At 68.9% G+C, this 22,374-nt stretch carries 19 protein-coding genes and 1 tRNA gene; 7 read left to right on the forward strand and 13 right to left on the reverse strand.

Going from position 1 to position 22,374, the window contains the following annotated elements; genetic code table 11:
• Window positions 1-58: 58 nt before the first annotated feature.
• The 7 genes from lnt to CBM2588_RS03845 all read right to left on the reverse strand — a co-directional run bounded on the left by lnt (window position 59) and on the right by CBM2588_RS03845 (window position 8,145).
• On the reverse strand, window positions 59-1,666 hold the full coding sequence (gene lnt / locus CBM2588_RS03815) for an apolipoprotein N-acyltransferase (protein WP_115679421.1): 1,608 nt from the start codon (window positions 1,664-1,666) through the stop codon (window positions 59-61).
• Entirely contained in the window at window positions 1,663-2,550 is an 888-nt protein-coding gene (locus tag CBM2588_RS03820) for an HlyC/CorC family transporter (protein WP_115679422.1), read from the reverse strand. The genes lnt and CBM2588_RS03820 overlap by 4 nt, the downstream gene beginning before the upstream one ends.
• Before the next feature lie 132 nt (window positions 2,551-2,682).
• Window positions 2,683-3,438 (reverse strand): rRNA maturation RNase YbeY, encoded by a 756-nt coding sequence (gene ybeY, locus CBM2588_RS03825; protein ID WP_115679423.1) that lies wholly within the window; start codon window positions 3,436-3,438, stop codon window positions 2,683-2,685.
• Window positions 3,439-4,446: a PhoH family protein gene (locus CBM2588_RS03830; RefSeq protein ID WP_115679424.1), complete on the reverse strand. Its 1,008-nt coding sequence runs from the start codon at window positions 4,444-4,446 to the stop codon at window positions 3,439-3,441.
• A gap of 49 nt (window positions 4,447-4,495) precedes the next feature.
• Window positions 4,496-5,848 carry a tRNA (N6-isopentenyl adenosine(37)-C2)-methylthiotransferase MiaB gene (miaB, locus tag CBM2588_RS03835; protein ID WP_115679425.1) on the reverse strand — a complete coding sequence of 451 codons (1,353 nt, stop codon included), beginning with the start codon at window positions 5,846-5,848 and terminating at the stop codon, window positions 4,496-4,498.
• Between the two features lie 90 nt (window positions 5,849-5,938).
• Entirely contained in the window at window positions 5,939-6,334 is a 396-nt protein-coding gene (locus CBM2588_RS03840) for a hypothetical protein (RefSeq protein ID WP_115679426.1), read from the reverse strand.
• A 131-nt stretch (window positions 6,335-6,465) separates the two neighbouring features.
• A complete protein-coding gene (locus tag CBM2588_RS03845) occupies window positions 6,466-8,145 on the reverse strand; it encodes a ClcB-like voltage-gated chloride channel protein (protein WP_115679427.1) in 1,680 nt (559 codons plus the stop codon).
• Window positions 8,146-8,443: 298 nt separating this feature from the next.
• Here CBM2588_RS03845 and CBM2588_RS03850 point away from each other — a divergent pair, with 298 nt between their 5' ends.
• Window positions 8,444-10,003: a DEAD/DEAH box helicase gene (locus CBM2588_RS03850; protein WP_115679428.1), complete on the forward strand. Its 1,560-nt coding sequence runs from the start codon at window positions 8,444-8,446 to the stop codon at window positions 10,001-10,003.
• A gap of 20 nt (window positions 10,004-10,023) precedes the next feature.
• A complete protein-coding gene (locus tag CBM2588_RS03855) occupies window positions 10,024-11,070 on the forward strand; it encodes a serine/threonine protein kinase (protein ID WP_115679429.1) in 1,047 nt (348 codons plus the stop codon).
• 50 nt (window positions 11,071-11,120) lie between these two features.
• Here CBM2588_RS03855 and CBM2588_RS03860 read toward each other — a convergent pair whose 3' ends face one another.
• The gene (locus CBM2588_RS03860) at window positions 11,121-11,561 is read right to left on the reverse strand and encodes a universal stress protein (protein WP_115679430.1); all 441 of its coding nucleotides are present in this window, start codon (window positions 11,559-11,561) and stop codon (window positions 11,121-11,123) included.
• Between the two features lie 349 nt (window positions 11,562-11,910).
• Here CBM2588_RS03860 and CBM2588_RS03865 point away from each other — a divergent pair, with 349 nt between their 5' ends.
• The 4 genes from CBM2588_RS03865 to CBM2588_RS03880 all read left to right on the forward strand — a co-directional run bounded on the left by CBM2588_RS03865 (window position 11,911) and on the right by CBM2588_RS03880 (window position 16,131).
• On the forward strand, window positions 11,911-12,978 hold the full coding sequence (locus CBM2588_RS03865) for a CaiB/BaiF CoA transferase family protein (protein ID WP_115679431.1): 1,068 nt from the start codon (window positions 11,911-11,913) through the stop codon (window positions 12,976-12,978).
• A gap of 190 nt (window positions 12,979-13,168) precedes the next feature.
• The gene (locus CBM2588_RS03870; protein ID WP_062796919.1) at window positions 13,169-13,795 is read left to right on the forward strand and encodes a response regulator transcription factor; all 627 of its coding nucleotides are present in this window, start codon (window positions 13,169-13,171) and stop codon (window positions 13,793-13,795) included.
• A 113-nt stretch (window positions 13,796-13,908) separates the two neighbouring features.
• Entirely contained in the window at window positions 13,909-15,498 is a 1,590-nt protein-coding gene (locus CBM2588_RS03875) for a L,D-transpeptidase family protein (protein ID WP_115679432.1), read from the forward strand.
• A gap of 33 nt (window positions 15,499-15,531) precedes the next feature.
• Window positions 15,532-16,131, forward strand: coding sequence for a YcbK family protein (locus CBM2588_RS03880; RefSeq protein WP_115679433.1), 600 nt, complete (start codon window positions 15,532-15,534; stop codon window positions 16,129-16,131).
• A 119-nt stretch (window positions 16,132-16,250) separates the two neighbouring features.
• On the opposite strand, the gene CBM2588_RS03885 is transcribed toward CBM2588_RS03880, so the two are convergent.
• The 5 genes from CBM2588_RS03885 to CBM2588_RS03905 form a co-directional block, all read right to left on the reverse strand.
• Window positions 16,251-16,327 (reverse strand) — tRNA-Met (locus CBM2588_RS03885).
• Window positions 16,328-16,460: 133 nt separating this feature from the next.
• Entirely contained in the window at window positions 16,461-18,158 is a 1,698-nt protein-coding gene (locus CBM2588_RS03890) for an MFS transporter (RefSeq protein WP_115679434.1), read from the reverse strand.
• A gap of 247 nt (window positions 18,159-18,405) precedes the next feature.
• The gene (locus CBM2588_RS03895) at window positions 18,406-18,738 is read right to left on the reverse strand and encodes a DUF4212 domain-containing protein (protein ID WP_115679435.1); all 333 of its coding nucleotides are present in this window, start codon (window positions 18,736-18,738) and stop codon (window positions 18,406-18,408) included.
• Window positions 18,735-20,279: a sensor histidine kinase gene (locus CBM2588_RS03900; protein ID WP_115679436.1), complete on the reverse strand. Its 1,545-nt coding sequence runs from the start codon at window positions 20,277-20,279 to the stop codon at window positions 18,735-18,737. Before CBM2588_RS03900 ends, CBM2588_RS03895 begins: the two co-directional genes overlap by 4 nt.
• A 48-nt stretch (window positions 20,280-20,327) precedes the next feature.
• On the reverse strand, window positions 20,328-21,017 hold the full coding sequence (locus CBM2588_RS03905; protein ID WP_115679437.1) for a response regulator: 690 nt from the start codon (window positions 21,015-21,017) through the stop codon (window positions 20,328-20,330).
• Window positions 21,018-21,253: 236 nt separating this feature from the next.
• Here CBM2588_RS03905 and recA point away from each other — a divergent pair, with 236 nt between their 5' ends.
• A complete protein-coding gene (gene recA, locus CBM2588_RS03910; RefSeq protein WP_115679438.1) occupies window positions 21,254-22,318 on the forward strand; it encodes a recombinase RecA in 1,065 nt (354 codons plus the stop codon).
• The last annotated feature ends 56 nt before the right edge of the window (window positions 22,319-22,374 follow it).

Consider the following 22,374-nt stretch of genomic DNA (forward strand, 5'->3'; position numbering starts at 1 on the left):
CCTGCGGCACCGGGGCTGCGGCGGTGATCCGCCGCGCCCGGCGCCCAGCCTTGCGCCTTCAGCCGGTCGTGCGCGCCCTGCGCGCGCGCCAGGCCGCCATGCCCAGCACCAGCGCGATCAGCGCCAGCACCGGCGCGTTGCCCCAGCGGATATAGGGTGTCAGCCCCTGCATGCCCTGCACCTCGGCCGTCAGCGTGCCGACGGTGAAGGTCGGCAGGCGTTGCTGCACCGAGCCGTCCGGGCGCACCACCGCGGTCATGCCGGTATTGGTCGAGCGCAGCATCGGGCGGCGCGTTTCCAGCGCCCGCATGCGCGAGATCTGCAGGTGCTGGTCCAGCGCGATGGTGTCGCCGAACCACGCCAGGTTGGTCAGGTTGGCCAGCAGGTTGGCCGGCGCCGGCTGCTGGCGCAGCGTCTGCGCGATCTCTTCGCCAAACAAATCCTCGTAGCAGATGTTCGGCGCCACGCGCACGCCCCGCACCGGCAGCGAGGCCTGGTCCAGGCCACCCCTGCGGAAGTCGCCCAGCGGCATCTTCATCATGTCGACGAACCAGCGGAAGCCGAGCGGGATGAATTCGCCGAACGGCACCAGGTGGTGCTTGTTGTAGCGGTACAGGCGCTCGGTTTCAGGGCCCAGGCCGAACACGCTGTTGGTGAAATCGACCGGGGAATCGGCTCCGGCGGCGCCGAACAGCACCGTGGTGCCGCTTTCCAGCGCGAAGTCGCGCACGGTGACGGCGACGTCGACCGGCAGCTCCTGCAGGATCACCGGGAACGCGGTTTCGGGCGTCACCACCAGGTCGGCCGGCGCCGCGGTGATCATGTCGCGGTACAGCTCGATCGAGCGCTGGATGCCGGCGGGCTCGAACTTGATGTCCTGCGCCACGTTGCCTTGCAGCAGACGCACCGTCAGCGGCTTGCCCGCAGGCGTGGTCCACGCCAGCGGCGCCAGCGCCGCGCCGGCGGCGGGCACCAGCAGGGCCAGCGCCAGCGCGCCCAGCGCGCGGCGCCGTTCGCCCCGGCCGAGCCCGCGCACCGCGCCCGCCAGCAGCGCCGCCACCGCGGCGGCCAGCGCGCCGATGCCGTACACGCCCAGCACCGGCGCGAAACCCGCCAGCGGGCCGTCGGCGTGCGCATAACCGCCCGACAGCCACGGGAAGCCGGTGAACACCACGCCGCGCAGCCATTCGGTCAGGCCCCACGCCGCGCCGAACACCAGCGGCGCCAGCAGCGTGCCCGCGGGCAGGCGCGCCGTCAGCCGGTGCCAGAGCGCGCCGGCCAGCGCGGGGTAGAGCGACAGGAAGCCCGAGAACAGCACCACCGCCAGCGCGGCCATCCACGACGGCATCTCGCCGTACACGTGCATGCTGATATAGAGCCACCAGATGCCGGACAGGAACCAGCCCAGGCCGAAGGCATAGCCGATGGCGCCGGCCGCGCGCGTGCGCGGCGCCTCGGCGATCAGCGCGGCCAGGCCGGCCAGCGACAGGATCTGCAGCCACCACCAGTCATGCGGGGCGAAGGCCTGGGTATGGGCGATGCCCAGCACGCCGGCCAGCAGCAGGCGCGCCAGCACCGCGGCGCGCGATTGCGCGCGCGTGCCGGGCACGCCGGTGGCGCCGGCGTCGGCAGCGGCGCCGTTGGGGAGCGGGGCGGGCAGCTTCATGCGCTGGCCGCGCTGGCGCTGTCGGTGTTGGCTTCGCGGTGCACCTGCAGCAGGTGCACCTGGCGCGCGTCGGCGCGCAGCACCTCGAAGCGGATCGGCGGCAGCGTGATGACCTCGCCGCGATGGGGCACGTGGCCCACGTGGTTGGACAGCAGCCCGCCGACGGTGTCGACATCGTGGTCCGAGAAGCCCGTGCCGAAGGCCTCGTTGAACTGCGCGATCTCGGTCAGGCCGTGCACGCGCCAGCTGCCGTCGGGCATCGGCAGGATATTGTCCTGGTCTTCGTCCAGGTCGAATTCGTCCTCGATATCGCCAACGATCTGTTCCAGCACGTCCTCGATCGTCACCAGCCCGGCCACGCCGCCGTATTCGTCGACCACCATGGCGATATGGTTGCGGTTGATGCGGAACTCGCGCAGCAGGATGTTCAGGCGCTTGGATTCGGGAATGAACACCGCCGGACGCAGGGTCTCGCGCAGGTCGAAGGCGGGATCGGTGTAGTAGCGCAGCAGGTCCTTGGCCAGCAGGATGCCGATGATGTTGTCGCGGCTGCCTTCGTAGACCGGGAAGCGCGAGTGCGCGGTCTGCTGCATGAAGGGGATGAAGGTCTCCGGCGCGTCGGCGATATTGACCAGATCCATCTGCGCGCGCGGCACCATGATGTCGGCGGCGGTCAGTTCGGAAACCTGGAACACGCCCTCGATCATCGACAGGGAATCGGCATCGATCAGGCTGCGCTCATGCGCTTCCTGGAGCACTTCAAGCAATTCCGCGCGGGTGTCCGGCTCGGGGGAGATCAGGTCTGACAGGCGTTCGAGCAGCGATCTTGGCCGATCGGCCTGCTTCAGGTAAGCGGGCTTCGAACTGGGATAGGGGTCGTTCATTTCGCGGCGAGCGCGTGGTGGAGATCGTCTGAAGGATACACTAAAAGCCTGTCGGTCCCGTGACGGCGGGCCGCGGCCGTACTTCAGATGTGCCGCAGGAGACGCTCGTCGGCGCCGCCTGCGGCAGCCGCGTCACGCGGCCCGGTCGGCCTTCTCCGCCCGGTAGGGATCGGCATAGCCGAGCGCCTGCAGCGTCTCGGTCTCGATCGCTTCCATTTCCTCGGCCTCGGCGTCGTCCTCGTGCTCGTAGCCTTGCGCATGCAGCACGCCGTGCACCACCAGATGGGCGTAATGGGCCTCGAGCGGCTTGCGCTGCTCGCGCGCCTCGGCTTCCACCACCGGGCAGCACAGCACGATGTCGCCGGTGACCGGATCCTCCTCGCGCTCGGCATAGGCGAAGGTCAGGACATTGGTGGCGTAGTCCTTGCCGCGATAGGTGCGGTTCAGCGTGCGGCCTTCTTCCTCGCCCACGAAGCGGATGGTCAGCGCGGCGTCGGCGTACAGCGCCGACTTGACCCAGGTCTCGAGCTTGCGCCGCGCCGGCAGGCCGTTGCCCTTGGCGATGCCGTCGCCGTGCTGGACTTCCAGTTCCAGCGCCGGCGGCGTGGCGGGGGTGCCGGTGGTGGTGGTCAGCGGCGCGGCGGTCACCGCCACCGACAGCGCGTCATGGTTGTCCGGGCGCACCAGCAGGCCGGCCTGCTGGTTGGTATCGGTGTGCTCGGCCAGCAGCGCGACCACGCCATCGGCGGCCTGCGACAGGTCCAGCGTCAGGCTGCGGCCGTCGGGCAGCTGCACGCGCAGCGCATGCGCGGCGCTCTTGCGCGCGCGGCCTTCGTTATCGAACAGCGTCAGGCTGACGCCGGAAGACTTGGATTTCGGGGATTTCAATTACGCGTCCTTGTGCTGGGCGTGGTATTCGTCATAGGCATCGACGATGCGGGCCACCAGCGGATGGCGCACCACGTCGATGCTGGTAAAGCGGGTGCAGGCGATGCCGCGCACGTCGCGCAGCACGTGCTGCGCTTCCACCAGGCCGCTCTTCTGCCCCTTGGGCAGGTCGATCTGCGTGGTGTCGCCGGTGATCACCGCCTTGGAGCCGAAGCCGATGCGGGTCAGGAACATCTTCATCTGCTCGGGCGTGGTGTTCTGCGCCTCGTCCAGGATGATGAAGGCGTGGTTCAGCGTGCGCCCGCGCATATAAGCCAGCGGCGCGATCTCGATCATCTGGCGCTCGAACATCTTCTGCGTGCGGTCGAAGCCGAGCAGGTCGTACAGCGCGTCGTACAGCGGGCGCAGGTAGGGGTCGACCTTCTGCGCCAGGTCGCCGGGCAGGAAGCCCAGGCGCTCGCCGGCTTCTACCGCCGGGCGCGTCAGCACGATGCGCTTGACCGCGTCGCGCTCGAGCGCGTCGACCGCGCACGCCACCGCCAGGTAGGTCTTGCCAGTGCCGGCCGGGCCGATGCCCATGGTCAGGTCGTGCGACAGGATATTGCGCAGGTAGTCGCGCTGCGCCACGGTGCGGCCCTGCAGGCCGGTGCGGCGCGTATGCAGCACCGGCGATTCATCGCCTTCCTCGCGCTCGGCCTCGTCGTCATCGCCGTTGCCGTTGCCGGGCAGGTAGCTGCCATGCGCGCTGAGCTGGCGCGTCTCGACCAGGCCCAGCTGCACGTCGTCGATCGACAGCGGCGTGCGCGCCTGGTTGTAGAAGCGCTCGAGCGCCAGCGCGGCATCCTGCGCGTGGCCGCCGCGGATGGTCATGCGGTGGCCGCGGCGCTGGATGGTCACGTCCAGCGCTTGCTCGATCTGGCGCAGGTTCTCGTCGAGCGGGCCGCACAGGTTCTGCAGCCGGGTGTTGTCGTCCCGCGGGGCGACAAATTCTGCGGAAGGGACTTTCATCGGTGGGCGATGGCCTTGCTGGAAGCTGCTGGGTGGATGGGTCGGAGCGTTACTGCCGCACCACGATCTCGCCGCGCAGCGAGTGCGGGAATGCCTGCGTGATGCTGACATCGACCAGCTGGCCGACCAGCCGGTCGCGGCCCGCCTGCGGTACCCCCGGCAGGGCGAAGTTGACCACGCGATTGTTCTCGGTGCGGCCATGCAGCTCGGTCGGGTCCTTGCGCGCCGGGCCTTCGACCAGGATGCGCTGCACCGTGCCGACCATGTTCCGGCTGATGCGCTGCACGTTTTCCTCGATGGTGGCCTGCAGCCGCTGCAGGCGCTGCAGCTTGACCTCGCGCGGGGTGTCGTCGTGCAGGTTGGCAGCGGGCGTGCCCGGCCGCGGGCTGAAGATGAACGAGAACGAAGTGTCGTAGCCGATCTCCTCGATCATCGCCATCAGCTTGTCGAAATCGGCATCGGTCTCGCCGGGGAAGCCGACGATAAAGTCCGACGACATCGACATGTCCGGGCGCAGCACGCGCAGCTTGCGGATGATGCTCTTGTACTCCAGCACGCTGTAGCCGCGCTTCATCGCCATCAGGATGCGGTCGGATGCATGCTGCACCGGCAGGTGCAGGTGGTTGACCAGTTTGTCGCAGCGGCCGTACAGCTCGACCAGGCGCGAGGTGAATTCCTTGGGATGGCTGGTGGTGTAGCGGATGCGCTCGATGCCCGGGATCTCGGCCACGTATTCGATCAGCAGCGCGAAGTCGGCGATCTCGGCGGTATCGCCCATCTTGCCGCGGTAGGCGTTGACGTTCTGGCCCAGCAGCGTGACTTCGCGCACGCCCTGGTCGGCCAGGCCTGCGACCTCGGCCAGCACGTCCTCGAACGGGCGCGACACTTCCTCGCCGCGCGTGTACGGCACCACGCAATAGCTGCAGTACTTGGAGCAGCCTTCCATGATCGACACGAACGCGCTTGGCCCCTCGACGCGCGCGGGCGGCAGGTGGTCGAACTTCTCGATCTCGGGGAAGGAGATGTCCACCTGCGACTGGCCGGTGCGCTGCCGGCGCGCAATCAGGTCAGGCAGGCGGTGCAGCGTCTGCGGGCCGAACACCACGTCGACATAGGGCGCGCGCGAGACGATGCTGGCGCCTTCCTGGCTGGCCACGCAGCCGCCCACGCCGATCACCAGGTCGGGCTTGGCGGCCTTGAGCGCCTTCATCCGGCCCAGCTCCGAGAACACCTTCTCCTGCGCCTTCTCGCGCACCGAGCAGGTGTTGAACAGGATCACGTCGGCGTCTTCGACGTTGTCGGTGGCTTCCAGCCCCTGGCTGGCGTTGAGGACGTCGACCATCTTGTCCGAGTCGTACTCGTTCATCTGGCAGCCGTACGTCTTGACGAAAACTTTCTTCATATGCCGATCTCAGTGGTTGACCTGGGGGCATCAGGGTGTTGCAACAACACGGCCGGCGCGTGGGGCACGCCGGTCGCACTTCGGGGCTGGTTATTTCTTCAGCGCCTGCTGTTCGGCCTCGCTCAGCACCCATGCGGTCAGCAGCTGGCCGTAGAGGTCAAGCTTGTACCGCACCGGCAGCTTCTGGCCCGCCACCGCGGCGCTGGCCAGCAACTGGTTGTCGGTGCCGAACAGGCGCAGGCCCGGCGCCACGCCCACGCGCTTGCCGTCGAGCGTGGCAGTCTGCGGCGCGCCGGCCGACGGCGCGGCGATGACCAGCCTGGCCGCCACGGCATCGTCCGGAATCGCGCGCACCGGCTGGGCCGCCGCGACTGCCGCACCCAGCAGCAGCGCCGCGCCGCACGCCAGTCCTGCGCAATGCTTGCGCAGGCGGCTGGATGTCACGGACTCCGGCGCCTCGCGGCGCGTATCACGACCTGCTGGCATGGGGAACTCCGACAAATAGGGCAGTGCGGTGGGTGGATGACCCGCTGGCCGTGGCCGAAAGGCGGGCAACCGCGCATTTTACCTCGCCGGCGCCGGCTTGGTGTGGCAGGCAGCGTGGCAGGCAAGCGGCGTCAGAACAGGCAGGATGCCTCTTGCAGCACGCGTTGCTTGGAAACCGTCCCCATCAGTTCGCGCCCGGCCGGGTCGCGCACCAGCGGGATCCGGTTGATGCCGTGCTCGGCGAATACCGCGAGGGCGTCGCGCAGCCGCGAGTCCGGCGTCAGCGCCGGGAAGTCGCGCTCGGCCAGCGCCAGCACGTCGTCGGGCGCGCCTTCGCGCTGCGCGCGCTGCAAGGCATGGATCGACAGCGCGCCCAGCAGGCGGCCGTCGGGCTGCACCAGGTAAAGGTAGCGGGTGCCGGTCTCGGCGAACTTGTCGGCGGCCGCGGCCAGCGTGGCGTTGGGATCCAGCACGGTGTCGGTCGGGTCGCACAGGCCTGCCAGCGTCAGCGCGCGGGCATGCTCGGCGGCCGCCGACGCCTGCGCGCGCTCGGCGATCACGCTGTACAGCGACAGCGTCTGGCAACGCGACGCGGTGTAGTACGCCGCCACCGCGCCGATCATCGACGGCAGCAGCAGCGCCGGCGCCAGCGTCATCTCGAACACCATCAGCACCGACATCAGCGGCGCCTGGCTGGTGGCCGCCAGGAACGCGCTCATGCCCACCAGCGGCAGCAGCGGCGCCGCGCCCGGGCCCTGCATGCCGAGCGCCAGCAGCTGGCCCAGCGCCGCCCCCACGAATAGCGATGGCGTGAACACGCCGCCGACCGCGCCCGAGCCCATGCTGATCACCGTCGCCGCCAGCTTGGCCAGCAGCACGGCGGCCACCGGCACGCTCAGCGGCTGCTCCTGCAGCAGGGTCTGGATGGTGGAAAAGCCGTTGCCGACGACTTCCGGCACCGCCATCGCCAGCACGCCGACCAGCGCGCCGCCCAGCGTCAGCCGCGCCACCGGCCCGCCCGGCAGCGCCGCGAAGCGGCTGCGCGCGAAGCCGGCGGCGCGCAGGAACAGCGCGCCCGCGATGCCGGCGGCCACGCCCAGCGCCGCCGCCGCCAGCAGGATCTGCGGGCGCAGGTCCGGGGTGATATCGAGGCCGGGATAGAGCGGCTGCATGCCGCCGTGCCACTGGCTGACCATGGCGCCGGCGACCGAGGCCAGGAACAGCGGCATCAGGCGCTGCACCGCGAGCGCGCCGAACACGACTTCGGCGACAAAGACGGCGGCGGAAAAAGGGGTGTGGTAGACGGTGGCCAGGCCCGCCGCGGCGCCGCAGGCGGTCAGCATGCGGCGCATGTTGGAGCCGCCGCCGCGCTCGATCCGGGTCGACGGGAACAGCGACCCGCACAGCGCCGCCAGCTGGATCATCGCGCCTTCCTTGCCGACCGAGCTGCCGCTGACGATCGAGAAAAAGGAGGACAGCGCGCGCAGCAGCGTGATCCGCACCGGCAGCCGGCCGCTGCCGTTGGCGACCGCTTCCATATAGTCGGTGGCGCCGGGGTGGGTGCTGGCCAGCCGGTTGGCCAGCACCAGCAGGCCGCCCGCGAGCGCGCCGCCGACGGCCGGCACCACCACGCGCCATGCCAGCGCCAGCGTCGCGAACACCGTGACCACGTCGGCATGGCTGGAAAACAGCACGATGCCCGCGCCGTCCAGCGCCTCCTTGAACAGCGTGGTGGCAATGGCGGCGACGATCCCGACCGGGATGGCCGCGAGCAGTGTGACTTCCTGGTCTTCGAGGAAACGCAAGCGCATGGCGGCTTTCCGGGCAGGCGGGGCGACGTGCCGGCCCGTGGCGGCGGGGCGGACCGAGGCCGTCATGATAGCGCAGCGCCACCCGCGCGCAGCCCGTGTGCGCCGGCGCGCATGCGCGGCCGGATCCAGTGCAGAACCCGCCTGCGCCGGACTGGTACACTACCGCTCTTTCCTTCGCGGGCGGGCCGGTGCCCTGCCAGGCCGGCTTCCCGGCGTTCGCGTTCCGATCCGATCGATTACAAGGAGCCATCCGGCGTTTGGCGCACCGCGTGCGCAGCGATGGCCCAAGCAGCAATTCATGTCTTTTTCTGAACTCGGCTTGTCCGAAAAGATTGTGCGTGCCGTAGCCGAACAGGGCTACACCACCCCGACTCCCATCCAGGCCCAGGCAATTCCCGCCATCCTCAAGGGTGGCGACCTGCTCGCCGGCGCCCAGACCGGCACCGGCAAGACCGCCGGCTTTACCCTGCCGATGCTGCAGCTGCTGTCCGAAACCGCGGCTCGCCACGCCAGCGGTGCCCCGCGCGGCGCACGCGTGGCGGTGCGCGCGCTGGTGCTGACGCCCACGCGCGAGCTGGCGGCGCAGGTCGAGGAGAGCGTGCGCAACTACGGCAAGTACCTGCGCCTGCGCTCGATGGTGATGTTCGGCGGGGTCGGCATCAACCCGCAGATCGAGCAGCTCAAGCGCGGCGTGGAGATCGTCGTGGCCACGCCCGGCCGCCTGCTGGACCATGTGTCACAGCGCACCATCGACCTGTCGCAGGTGGAACTGCTGGTGCTCGATGAAGCCGACCGCATGCTCGACATGGGCTTCATCCACGATATCCGCAAGATCCTCAACGTGCTGCCGGCCAAGCGCCAGAACCTGCTGTTCTCGGCGACGTTCTCGGACGATATCCGCGCGCTGGCCGACCGCCTGCTGAACAATCCCGCGTCGATCGAAGTGGCGCGGCGCAACACCACCGCCGAGACCGTGGACCAGCGCGTCTACCCGGTCGACCGCGAACGCAAGCGCGAACTGCTGGCCCACCTGGTGCGCCAGCACGACTGGCACCAGGTGCTGGTGTTCACGCGCACCAAGCATGGCGCCAACCGGCTGGCCGAGCAGCTGACCAAGGACGGCCTGTCGGCGCTGGCGATCCACGGCAACAAGAGCCAGTCGGCGCGCACGCGCGCGCTGTCCGAGTTCAAGGCCGGCACGCTGCGGCTGCTGGTGGCGACCGATATCGCCGCGCGCGGCATCGACATCGACCAGCTGCCGCACGTGGTCAATTTCGACCTGCCCAACGTGCCCGAGGACTACGTCCACCGCATCGGCCGCACCGGCCGCGCCGGCGCCGAGGGCGAGGCGATCTCGCTGGTGTGCGTGGACGAGCTGGGCCTGCTGCGCGACATCGAACGCCTGATCAAGCGCAAGCTCGAACAGACCGTGCTGCCGGGCTTCGAAGTAGACCCGAGCATCGCCCCGGAGCCGATCCAGAAGGGCCGCCAGCAGCGCGGCGGTGGCGGCCAGGGCCAGGGCCAGGGCCGCGGACGCGCCGAGGCACGTCCGGCCGGCGACGGCGAAGGCGCGCAGCGCCAGCGTCCCGCGCGCCAGGGACAGGGCGCGCCGCGCCAGGGCCAGGGCCAGGGCCAGGCCCAGCGCGGCAACGGCGCCGCCAACGGCAACCGTGCCGCCCAGCCCGCCGGGGCGCGCACTCCCGCTCCGCGCCGCGACGGCCAGGACCCGGCACGCCCGCAACGCGCCGCGGCCCAGCCCGCGCGCCAGCCCAATGACGCCGCGCCGGCGCCGGCGCGCAACCGCCGTCCGGCGCCGCAGGCGGCGCTGCTGGGCGGCAACCGCAAGCCGGCGCGCTGACGCGGAGCCGGCCGGCAATCATGCACGCGTCCGACGCCCCCGCCGATTCCGGTGTTCCCTACGCCGGCCTGACGCCCGAACTGATGCTGGACGCGCTCGAGGGCGCCGGCCTGCGCCCCGACGGGCGCCTGCTGGCCCTCAACAGCTACGAGAACCGGGTCTGGCAGGCAGGCATCGAGGACGCCGCGCCGGTCATCGCCAAGTTCTATCGCCCGGGCCGCTGGACCGATGCGGCCATCCTGGAAGAACACGCCTTCGTGCAGCAGCTGGCCGACGCCGAGATTCCCGCCGTGCCGGCGATGGCGCTGGCGCCCGGCGAGGCCGGCACGCTGCTGCATCACGCGGGCTTCCGCTTTGCCGTCTTCCCCCGCTGCGGCGGGCGCGAACCGGCGCTGGACCGCGCCGATACGCTGACCTGGCTCGGCCGGTTCATCGGCCGCATCCATGCGCTGGGCGCGGCCCAGCCCTACCAGGCGCGTCCGGCGCTGGACCTGGACACCTTCGGCATTGCCCCGCGCGACTGGCTGCTCGCCAGCGGCTGCATTCCGGCCGATCTGCTGCCGGCCTGGCAGTCGGTGGCGCAGCTGGCGCTGGACGGCGTGCAGCGCTGCTATGAACGCGCCGGCGACGTGCGGCTGCTGCGCGTCCATGGCGACTGCCATCGCGGCAATGTGCTGTGGATCGACGAAGAAGATGCCCGCGGCGGCGCCCATGGCGAGCCGGGCCCGCACTTCGTCGACTTCGACGACAGCCGCATGGCCCCCGCGATCCAGGACATCTGGATGCTGCTCGAGGGCGACCGCGCGGCCATGCAAAGCCAGCTGGCGGACATCGTCGCAGGCTACGAGGATTTTGCGGAATTCCACACGCGCGAACTGTGGCTGGTCGAAGCGCTGCGCACGCTGCGGCTGCTGCACTACAGCGCCTGGCTGGCCAGCCGCTGGGCCGACCCGGCCTTTCCGGCCGCCTTCCCGTGGTTCGGCACCGCGCGCTACTGGCAGGACCGGATCCTGGAATTGCGCGAACAGGTCGCGCTGATGGACGAAGCGCCCCTGTGGGGCGCCTGAGGCCTGCCGCAAGGCGGCGCCATTTGCGGCACCGCCAGTCAGTTGGGGGCTCAGCCCTTCTTTTCCGGGGTCTTGACCAGCACCACCGGACACTCTGCCTGGGCCAGCACCCGGCCCGCCACCGAACCGATCACGGCATCGAAGAACGAGCCGCGCCCGTGCGTGCCCATCACGATGGCCGCCGCATCCACCGAGTTCGCATAGGCGACGATGCGTTCGGGCGCGAAGCCGTGCAACGGGTGCCGCTCGAACGGCACATTGGCCGCGGCGAGGATATCGCAGACCGCCGCCATCGCCTTGTCGCTGGCTTCCCTGTGCCAGTCGTCGATGGTTTCCTTGCTGACGAAGGCGCGCACCTGGCCGCTCACTTCGGGCGCGACATGGACGACATGCACGGTGAAGCCGTTCTGCAGCAGCTTGCCTTCGGCGATAAAGCGTGCCGCGGCGTCGCTGAAGGCCGAGCCGTCGGTGGCGAGGACGATATTGGTCATGGCGGGATCTCCTGGATGGGGGCTGTCGGAAGCGCCGCGGCCATGTGGCCGCAACGCCATCTGGAACCATCATGCCCCCTAGTGTCCCGCCAGGATGCGATTCAGATCAAGTCGGATCGGAATTGTCCGATTTCCTGGTGCGATAACCGGTCGGCCGGTCCGTTGATTTATTCCGTCATTCCGGCTGATGCATTTGGCCATTGCCCCGTCAACACGGCGGCGCGTAGCATGCTCCCGAGCCCCACGGCCTGCATGGCCCGCCCGTGCGGCAACGGGCAGACGATCCAACCACCAATACCAGCCGCCTCCCGCCACGGTGCGCGCAGGCGGCGAACCGGAGACAACCATCATGAGTGAGCGCGGCAACCTGCAGCCCCTGCGCGGTATCAAGGTCGTGGAATTCGAAGGCATCGGCCCCGGCCCGCTGTGCGGCGCCATGCTGGCCGGCCTCGGCGCCGAGGTTACGCTGGTGACCCGCCCGGTGGCTCCCGACGCGCGCCGCATCCTGCGCGGCCAGTCGGTTCCCGCCGAGATGGAGCTGGAGCACGGCAAGCGCGTGGTGCAGCTGAACCTGAAGGCGCCCGCGGACGTGGCCGCCGCACTCGACCTGGTCGCCGGCGCCGACGCGCTGATCGAGGGCCTGCGTCCCGGCGCGATGGAGCGCCTGGGGCTGGGCCCCAAGGCCTGCCATGCGCGCAATCCGCGCCTGGTCTACGGCCGCATGACCGGCTGGGGCCAGAGCGGCCCGCTGTCGCAGAGCGCCGGACATGACCTCAACTACATCGCGCTGACCGGCCTGCTGTCGATGGCCGCGCGCGAAGGCAGCCTGCCCATGGTGCCGCCGACCGTGATGGGCGATGCCACCGGCGCGCTCGGGCTGGCGTTCGGCATCACCAGCGCCATCCTCAGCGCGCGCGCCAGCGGCGAGGGCTGCGTGGTCGATGCCGCCATCACCGACATCGTTGCCATGCTCGGCTCGCTGGTGCAGGTGTCGCGCGCGGCCGGCACGCTGGGCGGCCCGCAACCGAGTCCGTTCCATGACTCGCCGTTCTATGATGTGTTCCCGTGCGCGGACGGGCGTGCCATCACCCTCGGCGCGCTCGAGCCACAGTTCTACCGCGAACTGCTCGAGCGACTGGAACTGACCGATATCGACCCGGCCGCGCAGTACGACCGCGCCCAGTGGCCGGCGGTCAAGGCACGCATCGCCGCGGCGATTGCCGCCAGGCCCAGCACGCATTGGGAGTCCGTGCTGGGCGGCACCGACGTGTGCTTCGCGCGCGTGCTGACGCTTGACGAGGCCGCACGCCATCCGCACAACCAGGCACGGGGCACGTATCGTCTCTATCAGCAGGGCGAGCGCGAGGTGCCGCGCTCCGCGCCCGCGCCGCGTTTCCTGCCGGCCGGGACGGAATGAGCGGGTCGGAATGGCCGGCGCTGCAGCCACTTGACGCCAGCCGCGTCATCGAAGGAAAAGCCTGACTCTTGTGCAGAATCTGCTGCGTCCGCGCAGTGAGGATTCGGCGCATCAAGGTTCCTCAGGGCCCTTAATCTTGGCATAGCCAGTTCCCTGGCCAATTCCCCGCCAGTTGTTAAGGAGCCCTGAATTGCCCCCAACGCTGATCGTCGACGAACCCTCGAGGTTCCGCACCTTGTTATGCGCCGAACTCGCCGCCGAGTTTGACACCGACGAGGTCCTGGAAACGGATGGAGTCCGCGAGGGCTACCGCCTCGCCCGCGAGCACCGGCCCGGCCTGGTGCTGGTCGACGTCGAACGCTTCGGCAATCCCGGCATCGACTTTGTCCGCAGGGTGGTCGCCACGCTGCCCGGCGTGCCGCTGCTGGTGCTGTCCGGCAACGACACCGCCCAGGCGCCGGTACGGGCACTGCGCGCCGGCGCGCACGGCTTCGTGGTCAAGCAGCGCGGCGTCGAGGAAGTGATGCAGGCCGTGCGCGGCGTGCTGAGCGGCTATCTGGTGTTTCCGCTGCAGACGCTGGAGACGGTGCGCCAGCTCGGCGAGCAGCAACAGGCGGGCCTGCCGCGCCTGAGCAACCGCGAGATCACCATCCTGCAATACCTGGCGCGCGGACATTCCAACAAGTCGATCGCCGCGCAGCTGCTGATCAGCAGCAAGACCGTCAGCACGCACAAGGCCAACATCATGGCCAAGCTGCACGTGGGCTCGCTGGTCGAGATGGTGGACTACGCGCGCCGGCACCAACTGGTGTGGTGAACGTTACCTGGCGGGTTTGCCCGCGGCATGCGCCTTCTGCCACGCCTTGCCGCGCCCATCCGCTATCGCGGGTAGACTGTTGGCATCTGTGACGAATCCGAGCTATCCGCCCGATGCCCCAGATCCTGAATGCTGCCGTGCGCCGCCTCGGCGCCGTCGCCATTGCCTGCGCCACGTGGCTCGCCGCTCCCGCCTTCGCCAACGAGCCGATGTGGTTCGTGCAGGGCCGGCCAGTGCCGGAGGCACGCCAGGCGGTGGACGCGCTGGCCGCCGTGGCCGCCGATGGCCTCGATCCGCGCGACTACGATGCCGAAGCCCTGCGCCAGGCCGTGACCCAGGCCACCCACGGCCCGGCGCTGCCCCCCGATGCCGCGGCCCGGCTCGATGCGGCGCTGAGCGCCGCCATGGAACGGATGCTGTCCGACCTGCACGGCGGCCGCATCAACCCGCGCGCGGTCCATGCCAATTTCGCGCCGCCGGCCGAACGGCCTTTCGATGCCGCCACCTGGCTGCGCGATGCCGTTGCCCAGCACCGCCTGCCCGATGCCATCCGCCAGGCGGCGCCGACGTTCCCGCTGTACGGTACGCTGCGCCAGGCCCTGGCCCGTTACCGCGACATCGGCCGGCAGCCGGTGTGGCAGCAGCCGCTGCCGCCGCTGCCGGCCAGCAAGCTGACGCCGGGCCAGCCGTGGGCCGGCACCGCCGCGCTGACCGCCCGCCTGGTGGCGCTGGGCGACCTGCCGGCCGGCACGCAGGCGCCGCCGCGCTACGAGGGCACGCTGGTCGAAGGCGTCAAGGCCTTCCAGTCGCGCCATGGGCTGCAGCCCGACGGCGTGATCGGCGCGGCCACGCTGGCGCAGCTGAACCTGCCCATCGCCGAGCGCGTGCGGCAGATCGAACTGACCATGGAGCGCCTGCGCTGGACCCCGCTGGACGGTCCGCGCATGATCGTGGTCAATGTGCCGGAGTTCATGCTGCGCGCCTATGAAATCCGCGACGGCAAGCTCGACATCAAGCTGGAGATGAAGGTGATCGTCGGCAAGGCGCTCGACACGCGCACGCCGCTGTTCGAGGAGGACATGCGCTATATCGAATTCAGCCCGTACTGGAACATCCCGCCGTCGATCGCGCGGCGCGAGACGGTGCCGCGGCTGCGGCGCGATCCGGGCTATTTCAACCGGCAGGGGCTGGAGTTCGTCGGCGGCGACGGCAAGGCCGTGACCAGCTTGTCCGAGGAGAACCTGGAGGCGGTGCTGAACGGCAGCCTGCGCATCCGCCAGCGGCCCGGCCCGCTCAACGCGCTGGGCGACATCAAGTTCGTGTTCCCCAACAACGAGAACATCTATTTGCACCACACGCCGTCGCCGCAGCTGTTCAAGCGCGACCGGCGCGACTTCAGCCACGGCTGCATCCGCGTGGAAGCCCCAGTAGCGCTGGCGCAATTCGTATTGCACGATATGCCGGACTGGAACGAGACCCGGATCCGCGAGGCGATGGCACGTGGCAAGTCGAACACGGTGCGCCTGCAGCAGCCGTTGCCGGTGGTGCTGGCTTACGGCACGGTCATCGCGCGCGCCGATGGTCGTGTATCCTTCCTGCCTGACATCTACGGTCACGACAAATTGCTGGACAAGGCGCTGCGGCAACGCAACGGTCGCCCCCAGCCGCGCGCTGTGGCAAGCGCCTCCGGCGTCATCCATTGAGGCGCCGCACCCCGCACATTCAGAGGAAGTACCATGACTGACGCGACGCGCAAGGCACGCCGCCGCTTTCTTCATACCACCGGAACCCTGGCGCTCGCCGCCGGACTGATGCCGCTGGCGCCGCGCCGCGCGCTGGCAAGCCTGCCCGCGAACCTGCCCGCCAACCAGGCGCTGGCCGGCCTGCCGGATGCCCGCACCCTGGCTTTCGATCACACCCACACCGGCGAGCGCGTGTCGCTGGTCTATGCCGTGGGCGACCGTTTCGTGCCCGACGCGCTGACCACGCTTAACGGTTTCCTGCGCGACCATTATTCCGGCAAGGTCGGCACCATCGATCCGCAACTGTTCGACATGTTGTTCCAGGTGCGTCGCGAACTCGGCACCGACAAGCCGTTCCAGGTCATTTCCGGCTACCGCAGCCCGGCCACCAATTCGCGCCTGCGCAACTCGCGCGGCGGCGGGGTGGCCAAGCACAGCCTGCATATGGACGGCAAGGCCATCGACATCCGGCTCGCCGGCGTGTCGCTGGCCGATGTGCGCGATGCCGCCAAGTCATTGCAGCGCGGCGGCGTCGGCTACTACGAGTCCGACCAGTTCGTGCATATCGACACCGGGCGCGTGCGCTACTGGTAAGCGATTGCCTGCTGGGCCGTCCGGCATGGGCGGCCTTATCTTGTTGCCACGAACGCCAGTCCTTGAGCACCAAAGCAAAAAGCCGCAAACCCTTGCGGGATCGCGGCTTTTCAAATAGATGGTGGCGAATCAGGGACTCGAACCCCGGACCTGCGGATTATGATTCCGTCGCTCTAACCGACTGAGCTAATTCGCCAACGAAGACTGAGATTATACCTGGGCTTTCTCGGCTGTCAACACCTTCCGGCGAAGATTTTGCACGGGGCTTCCGTGCATAAAAAAACGGCAGGCCCGTGGGCCTGCCGTTCTGCTTAATGCCGCACGACCGCTCAGTCGTTGGCGTAGATGTTCACGTCCTTGGTCTCGCGGATAAACAGCGCGCCGACCACGAAGGTGAGTGCGGCGATGATGATCGGGTACCAGAGGCCGTAGTAGATGTTGCCGTTCTGGGCCACCAGCGCGAACGAGATGGTGGGCAGCAGGCCGCCGAACCAGCCGTTGCCGATATGGTAGGGCAGCGACATCGAGGTGTAGCGGATGCGGGTCGGGAACAGCTCCACCAGCATGGCGGCGATCGGGCCGTACACCATGGTGACGTAGATCACCAGGATGACCAGGATCACCAGCACCATGATCGTGTTCATCTGCGCCGGGTCAGCCTTGGTCGGGTAACCGGCCGCGGCCATCGAGCTGCCCACCTCCTTCTTGAACGCCGCGATCTGCTGCTTGCTGGCGTCGTCGAAGCTGTGGCCGTTCACCAGCTTGGCATCGAAGGCCTTGATCTCCTTGTCGCCGATCTTGACGCTGGCCACGGTGCCGGCCGGTGCCTCGACCACTTCATAGCTGGCCGAAGCCTGCGCCAGGGTGCGCTTGACGATGTCGCACGAGCTGCGGAAGTCGATCTCGCGGGCGATCGGGCTGCCCTGGAACGAGCACTGCTTCGGATCCGCCGTCACCACGATCTGGGCGCTTTGCTGGGCGCGCTCCAGCGCCGGGTTGGCGTAGTGGGTCAGGGCCTTGAACAGCGGGAAGTAGGTCAGCACGGCCAGCGCGCAGCCCGCCATGATGATCCACTTGCGGCCGATCTTGTCCGACAGCGCGCCGAAGAAGATGAAGAACGGCGTGCCGATCACCAGTGCGCCGGCGATCAGCAGGTTGGCCGTCTTGGCATCGACCTTGAGCACCTGGGTCAGGAAGAACAGTGCGTAGAACTGGCCGGTGTACCAGACCACGGCCTGGCCGGCGGTCAGGCCCAGCAGCGCCAGGATCACGATCTTCAGGTTGCGCCACTGGCCGAACGATTCGGTCAGCGGTGCCTTGGAGGTCTTGCCCTCGGCCTTCATGCGCTGGAACGCCGGCGATTCGTTCATCGACAGCCGGATATAGACGGACACGCCCAGCAGCAGGATCGACAGCAGGAACGGGACGCGCCAGCCCCAGACCTCGAAGTTCGGACCGGTCGCCTCGCGGCACAGCAAGATCACGATCAGCGACAGGAACAGGCCGAGCGTGGCGGTGGTCTGGATCCACGAGGTGTACGCACCGCGCTTGCCGTGCGGGGCGTGTTCGGCCACGTAGGTGGCGGCGCCGCCGTACTCGCCGCCGAGCGCCAGGCCCTGCAGCATGCGCAGCGCGATCAGGATGATCGGCGCGGCCCAGCCGATGGTGGCGTAGCCGGGCAGCAGGCCGACGATGAAGGTCGACACGCCCATGATCAGGATCGTCACCAGGAAGGTGTACTTGCGCCCGATCATGTCGCCGAGCCGGCCGAACACCAGCGCGCCGAACGGCCGCACGATAAAGCCGGCGGCAAACGCGAGCAGCGCGAAGATGAAGGCCGAGGTCGGATCCAGCCCGGCAAAGAACTGCTTGGCGATGATCGCCGCCAGCGAGCCATACAGGTAAAAGTCGTACCACTCGAACACCGTGCCCAGCGACGAGGCAAAGATCACCTTGCGCTCTTCGGCAGTCATCGGTGCGTTCTGCGCGCCCCCTCCGGGCACCGCAACGTTTTGCACGTTTGCCATTTGTCTCCTCCGTCTGGAATGGATCCCGGGGCGGGCGTGGCGCGCGGAAAGCGCCGCGCGGCTGGCCGCTATGCCCAGAGTTGCAGAGGATTGTGGGTGGCGAAACTTACTGCGTTCTGACAGATTCCGGCGCGCCGCCAGCAAAAAACGTCGGGGTATACGCTAGGCGTGCACGGGGCTGTGGATGCTGCGCTGCGGGCCCTCGGCGCATGCGCTCCGCATGGTTATGCGCGTTGCGGGCGTGCGGCTATGCAGCATCCGCGCCCGCCCCGCGCGAGGCGCCTTGCGATGGCATTGCCGCCGGCGGCGGCTCGGCGCTGACGGCTTCGGCATCGTCATGGTTCATGCGCCAGGCATAGAGCGCGGCCATCAGCACATAGACCACCAGCGCGCCCTGTGCGCCGACCCAGAACGAGAACGGCCAGCCGAAGAAATCGAAGCGCAGGTCGCGTGCAAACCACGCCACCACGAAGGTGACCGTGAACCAGACCGCGAGCAGGCCGCAGATCCAGCGCAGGTTGCGATGCCAGGCAAGGCGATGGCGCGCGTCGGCGCCGCCGGGGGCAGGGGTGTCGTTCATGCGGACGGAAAGTTTTCGGGGCGGCGCAGCGTCACGCGGAAATGCGCGCCGGCCAGCCGTGGCGATTGCTGGTAGACGTGGTCCGAGATCTGGACGTCGCCGCCGTGCTGCTGCACGATCTCGCGGACGATCGCCAGGCCCAGGCCGCTGCCTTCGGTGTTGGTGCCGAGCACGCGGTAGAAGCGCTCCATCACGCGCTCGCGCTCCGACGGCGCAATGCCCGGGCCGGTGTCTTCCACGTCGAGGTAGGCGAACGGTTCGAAGGCGTCGGCGCTGACCCGCACCGTGGCGTGGCCGCCGCGCGGCGTGTAGCGGATGGCGTTGTCGAGCAGGTTGTTCAGCATCTCGGTCAGCATCAGGCGGTTGCCCTGGACCATCACCGGATGGTCGTCGGCATCGAGGCCCAGGTCGATGTCGCGCGCCCATGCCTGCGGCAGCCAGTCCTTGACCACCTCGCGCGCCAGCGCTGCCAGGTCCAGCGCGGCCATGCCGCCGGTGCCGGCCAGGTTTTCCATGCGCGCCAGCGACAGCAGCTGCGTGACCAGGTGCGCGGTGCGTTCCGAGCTGCCCGCGATCTGCGCCAGCGAGCGCCGCAGTTCTTCCGGCGACTGCTCGCGCTGCGCCAGCTCGGCCTGCATGCGCAGGCCCGCCAGCGGCGTCTTCATCTGGTGCGCGGCATCGGCGATAAAGCGCTTCTGGGTCTGCACCGACTGGTCCAGCCTCGCCAGCAGGTCGTTGAACGAGCCCACCAGCGGCGTGATCTCCTGCGGCGCGGCGCGTTCGTCGATGGGACTGGTATCGCCCGGATTGCGCGCGCGGATGCGCTGCTGGATCGCGGTCAGCGGCGCCAGTCCGCGCGACAGCCCGAACCACACCAGCACCACCGCCAGCGGCAGGATCACGAACTGCGGCAGGATCACGCCCTTGATGATCTCGTTGGCCAGCCGCGCGCGCTTGTCCAGGGTTTCGGCCACCTGCACCAGCACCGGCTGGGTGCCGCTGACCTGCTTCAGCTCGATATAGGTGTAGGCCACGCGCACGTCGTTGCCGGCGACGCGGTCATCGCGCAGCGACACCAGCCCGGCGTGGCCCTGGTCTTCCTCGGAAGGCAGCGGCAGGTCCTGGTCGCCGGCGATGTACTCGCCGCGCTTGCCGACCACCTGGTAGTAGATGTTGTCGGTCTCGTCGGCACGCAGGATCTCGCGCGCCGACAACGGCAGCTGCAGCGTGACCCGGCCATTGACCTCGCGCACCTGCTGCGACAGCACGATGGCGCTGGCTTCGAGCGCGCGGTCGAAGGGACCGTTGGCAATCGACTTGGCCACTAGGTAGGTCACCGCGATGCTCATCGGCCAGAGCAGCAGCAGCGGCGCCAGCATCCAGTCCAGGATCTCGCCGAACAGCGAGCGCGGCGCGGGATGGGCGGTGCTTTCCTCCAGGTGCGGCAGCGCGTCGGCCAGGTCCTGGTCGGTGGCGTCCGTGGCAGGAGGAGGGGGCGCGGCGCGCGGCACGCGCCGCCAGGGCAGTCGCAGCAGGCTCATGTGGGCGAGATTGCGCTCAGGTCGGTCACGCGGCCTGCGGTGATGGAATCAGTGCGGCGCGGCCACCGCCGGCTGGAATTTTTCCAGGCAGTAGCCCAGCCCGCGCACGGTGGCGATGCGGATGCCGCCGACCTCGATCTTCTTGCGCAGGCGGTGCACATAGACCTCGATGGCGTTGTTGCTGACTTCCTCGCCCCATTCGCACAGGTGGTCCACCAGCTGTTCCTTCGACACCAGGCGGCCGCTGCGCGTCAGCAGGATCTCCAGCAGGCCGATCTCGCGCGCGGACAGCTCCAGCATCTGGTCGTTGAGGTAGGCGATGCGCCCGACCTGGTCGTAGGCCAGCGGCCCGTGGCGCATCAGCGTGGCGCCGCCGCCGGCGCCGCGCCGAACCAGCGCGCGCACGCGCGCTTCCAGTTCGGACAGGGCGAAGGGCTTGGCCATGTAGTCGTCGGCGCCGAGGTCCAGGCCCTTGACGCGCTCGTCGACGCTGTCGGCGGCGGTCAGGATCAGCACCGGCAGCATCGCGCCGCGCGCGCGCAGCCGCTTGAGCACCTCCAGCCCGGACATGCGCGGCAGGCCCAGGTCGAGGATCAGCAGGTCGAAGGTCTGGGTCGACAGGGCCGAATCGGCTTCCAGGCCATTGGCGACATGGTCGACGGCGTAGCCAGAGTGGCGTAGCGAGCGTGTCAGGCCGTCGGCCAGCACGTCGTCGTCTTCGGCGATCAGAATGCGCATGGTTGTCTCCACCCTGGCCGGCATAGCCGGCACCGGTGCGCAACGGGCACGGGGGCGCGAAGGGGCTTGCCAAGCATACTGTTTTTTTATACAGTACCCGCACGTTCCGCTGGGGCCGCCCGGGGAGACCCCCTGGAGTGCAGCCGCGCAGACAGCCGGGCCGGCGCTGATGCCGGCAAATGCCGGTGCCGCGCCACATGCGGCCTATTTATACACCATTTGATTCAAGGACGACCATGGACGACAAGAAGGCAGGTGCCGGCGTGAGCGCCGAGAAGCAGAAGGCGCTTGCCGCCGCGCTCTCCCAGATCGAGAAGCAGTTCGGCAAGGGCTCGATCATGCGCCTGGGCGACGGCGAGGTCGAAAAGGACATCCAGGTGGTTTCCACCGGTTCGCTCGGCCTGGACATCGCACTTGGCGTCGGTGGCCTGCCGCGCGGCCGCGTGGTCGAGATCTACGGGCCGGAATCCTCGGGCAAGACCACGCTGACGCTGCAGGTCGTGGCCGAAATGCAGAAGCTGGGCGGCACCTGCGCCTTTATCGACGCCGAGCACGCGCTGGACGTCAACTACGCCTCCAAGCTCGGCGTCAATGTCGGCGACCTGCTGATCTCGCAGCCCGACACCGGCGAGCAGGCCCTGGAAATCACCGACGCGCTGGTGCGCTCGGGCTCGATCGACCTGATCATCATCGACTCGGTTGCCGCACTGGTGCCCAAGGCCGAAATCGAAGGCGAAATGGGCGATTCGCTGCCCGGCCTGCAGGCCCGCCTGATGAGCCAGGCGCTGCGCAAGCTGACCGGCACCATCAAGCGCACCAACTGCCTGGTGATCTTCATCAACCAGATCCGCATGAAGATCGGCGTGATGTTCGGCTCGCCCGAAACCACCACCGGCGGCAATGCGCTGAAGTTCTACGCCTCGGTGCGCCTGGACATCCGCCGCATCGGCTCGATCAAGAAGGGCGACGACGTGATCGGTAACGAGACCAAGGTCAAGGTGGTCAAGAACAAGGTATCGCCGCCGTTCCGCGAGGCCTTCTTCGACATCCTCTACGGCCAGGGCATCTCGCGCCAGGGCGAGATCATCGACCTGGGCGTGGATGCCAAGATCGTCGAAAAGTCCGGCGCCTGGTACAGCTACAACGGCGACAAGATCGGCCAGGGCAAGGACAACGCCCGCGAATACCTGCGCGAGAACCCCGACATTGCCGCCGAAATCGAAAACAAGGTGCGCGCGGCACTGGGCGTGGTGGCCATGAACCCCACCGCTGCAGCCGCCGCGGCAACGGTCGAAGACTGACCGCGGCCGGCGGTCGCTGCGCCATCCGGAAGGCCGGGGCATCGCCGATGCCCCGG

Origin of the sequence: Cupriavidus taiwanensis (assembly GCF_900250075.1) — a bacterium.
Classification (GTDB): domain Bacteria; phylum Pseudomonadota; class Gammaproteobacteria; order Burkholderiales; family Burkholderiaceae; genus Cupriavidus; species Cupriavidus taiwanensis_C.

What these genes read in the sequence shown, in the direction of transcription:
- lnt (WP_115679421.1), bottom strand. Translation starts at nt 1,666, where the DNA reads ATGAAGCTGCCCGCCCCGCTCCCCAACGGCGCCGCTGCCGACGCCGGC.
- CBM2588_RS03820 (WP_115679422.1), bottom strand. Translation starts at nt 2,550, where the DNA reads ATGAACGACCCCTATCCCAGTTCGAAGCCCGCTTACCTGAAGCAGGCC.
- CBM2588_RS03830 (WP_115679424.1), bottom strand. Translation starts at nt 4,446, where the DNA reads ATGAAAGTCCCTTCCGCAGAATTTGTCGCCCCGCGGGACGACAACACC.
- miaB (WP_115679425.1), bottom strand. Translation starts at nt 5,848, where the DNA reads ATGAAGAAAGTTTTCGTCAAGACGTACGGCTGCCAGATGAACGAGTAC.
- CBM2588_RS03840 (WP_115679426.1), bottom strand. Translation starts at nt 6,334, where the DNA reads ATGCCAGCAGGTCGTGATACGCGCCGCGAGGCGCCGGAGTCCGTGACA.
- CBM2588_RS03845 (WP_115679427.1), bottom strand. Translation starts at nt 8,145, where the DNA reads ATGCGCTTGCGTTTCCTCGAAGACCAGGAAGTCACACTGCTCGCGGCC.
- CBM2588_RS03850 (WP_115679428.1), top strand. Translation starts at nt 8,444, where the DNA reads ATGTCTTTTTCTGAACTCGGCTTGTCCGAAAAGATTGTGCGTGCCGTA.
- CBM2588_RS03855 (WP_115679429.1), top strand. Translation starts at nt 10,024, where the DNA reads ATGCACGCGTCCGACGCCCCCGCCGATTCCGGTGTTCCCTACGCCGGC.
- CBM2588_RS03860 (WP_115679430.1), bottom strand. Translation starts at nt 11,561, where the DNA reads ATGACCAATATCGTCCTCGCCACCGACGGCTCGGCCTTCAGCGACGCC.
- CBM2588_RS03865 (WP_115679431.1), top strand. Translation starts at nt 11,911, where the DNA reads ATGAGTGAGCGCGGCAACCTGCAGCCCCTGCGCGGTATCAAGGTCGTG.
- CBM2588_RS03875 (WP_115679432.1), top strand. Translation starts at nt 13,909, where the DNA reads ATGCCCCAGATCCTGAATGCTGCCGTGCGCCGCCTCGGCGCCGTCGCC.
- CBM2588_RS03880 (WP_115679433.1), top strand. Translation starts at nt 15,532, where the DNA reads ATGACTGACGCGACGCGCAAGGCACGCCGCCGCTTTCTTCATACCACC.
- CBM2588_RS03890 (WP_115679434.1), bottom strand. Translation starts at nt 18,158, where the DNA reads ATGGCAAACGTGCAAAACGTTGCGGTGCCCGGAGGGGGCGCGCAGAAC.
- CBM2588_RS03895 (WP_115679435.1), bottom strand. Translation starts at nt 18,738, where the DNA reads ATGAACGACACCCCTGCCCCCGGCGGCGCCGACGCGCGCCATCGCCTT.
- CBM2588_RS03900 (WP_115679436.1), bottom strand. Translation starts at nt 20,279, where the DNA reads ATGAGCCTGCTGCGACTGCCCTGGCGGCGCGTGCCGCGCGCCGCGCCC.
- CBM2588_RS03905 (WP_115679437.1), bottom strand. Translation starts at nt 21,017, where the DNA reads ATGCGCATTCTGATCGCCGAAGACGACGACGTGCTGGCCGACGGCCTG.
- recA (WP_115679438.1), top strand. Translation starts at nt 21,254, where the DNA reads ATGGACGACAAGAAGGCAGGTGCCGGCGTGAGCGCCGAGAAGCAGAAG.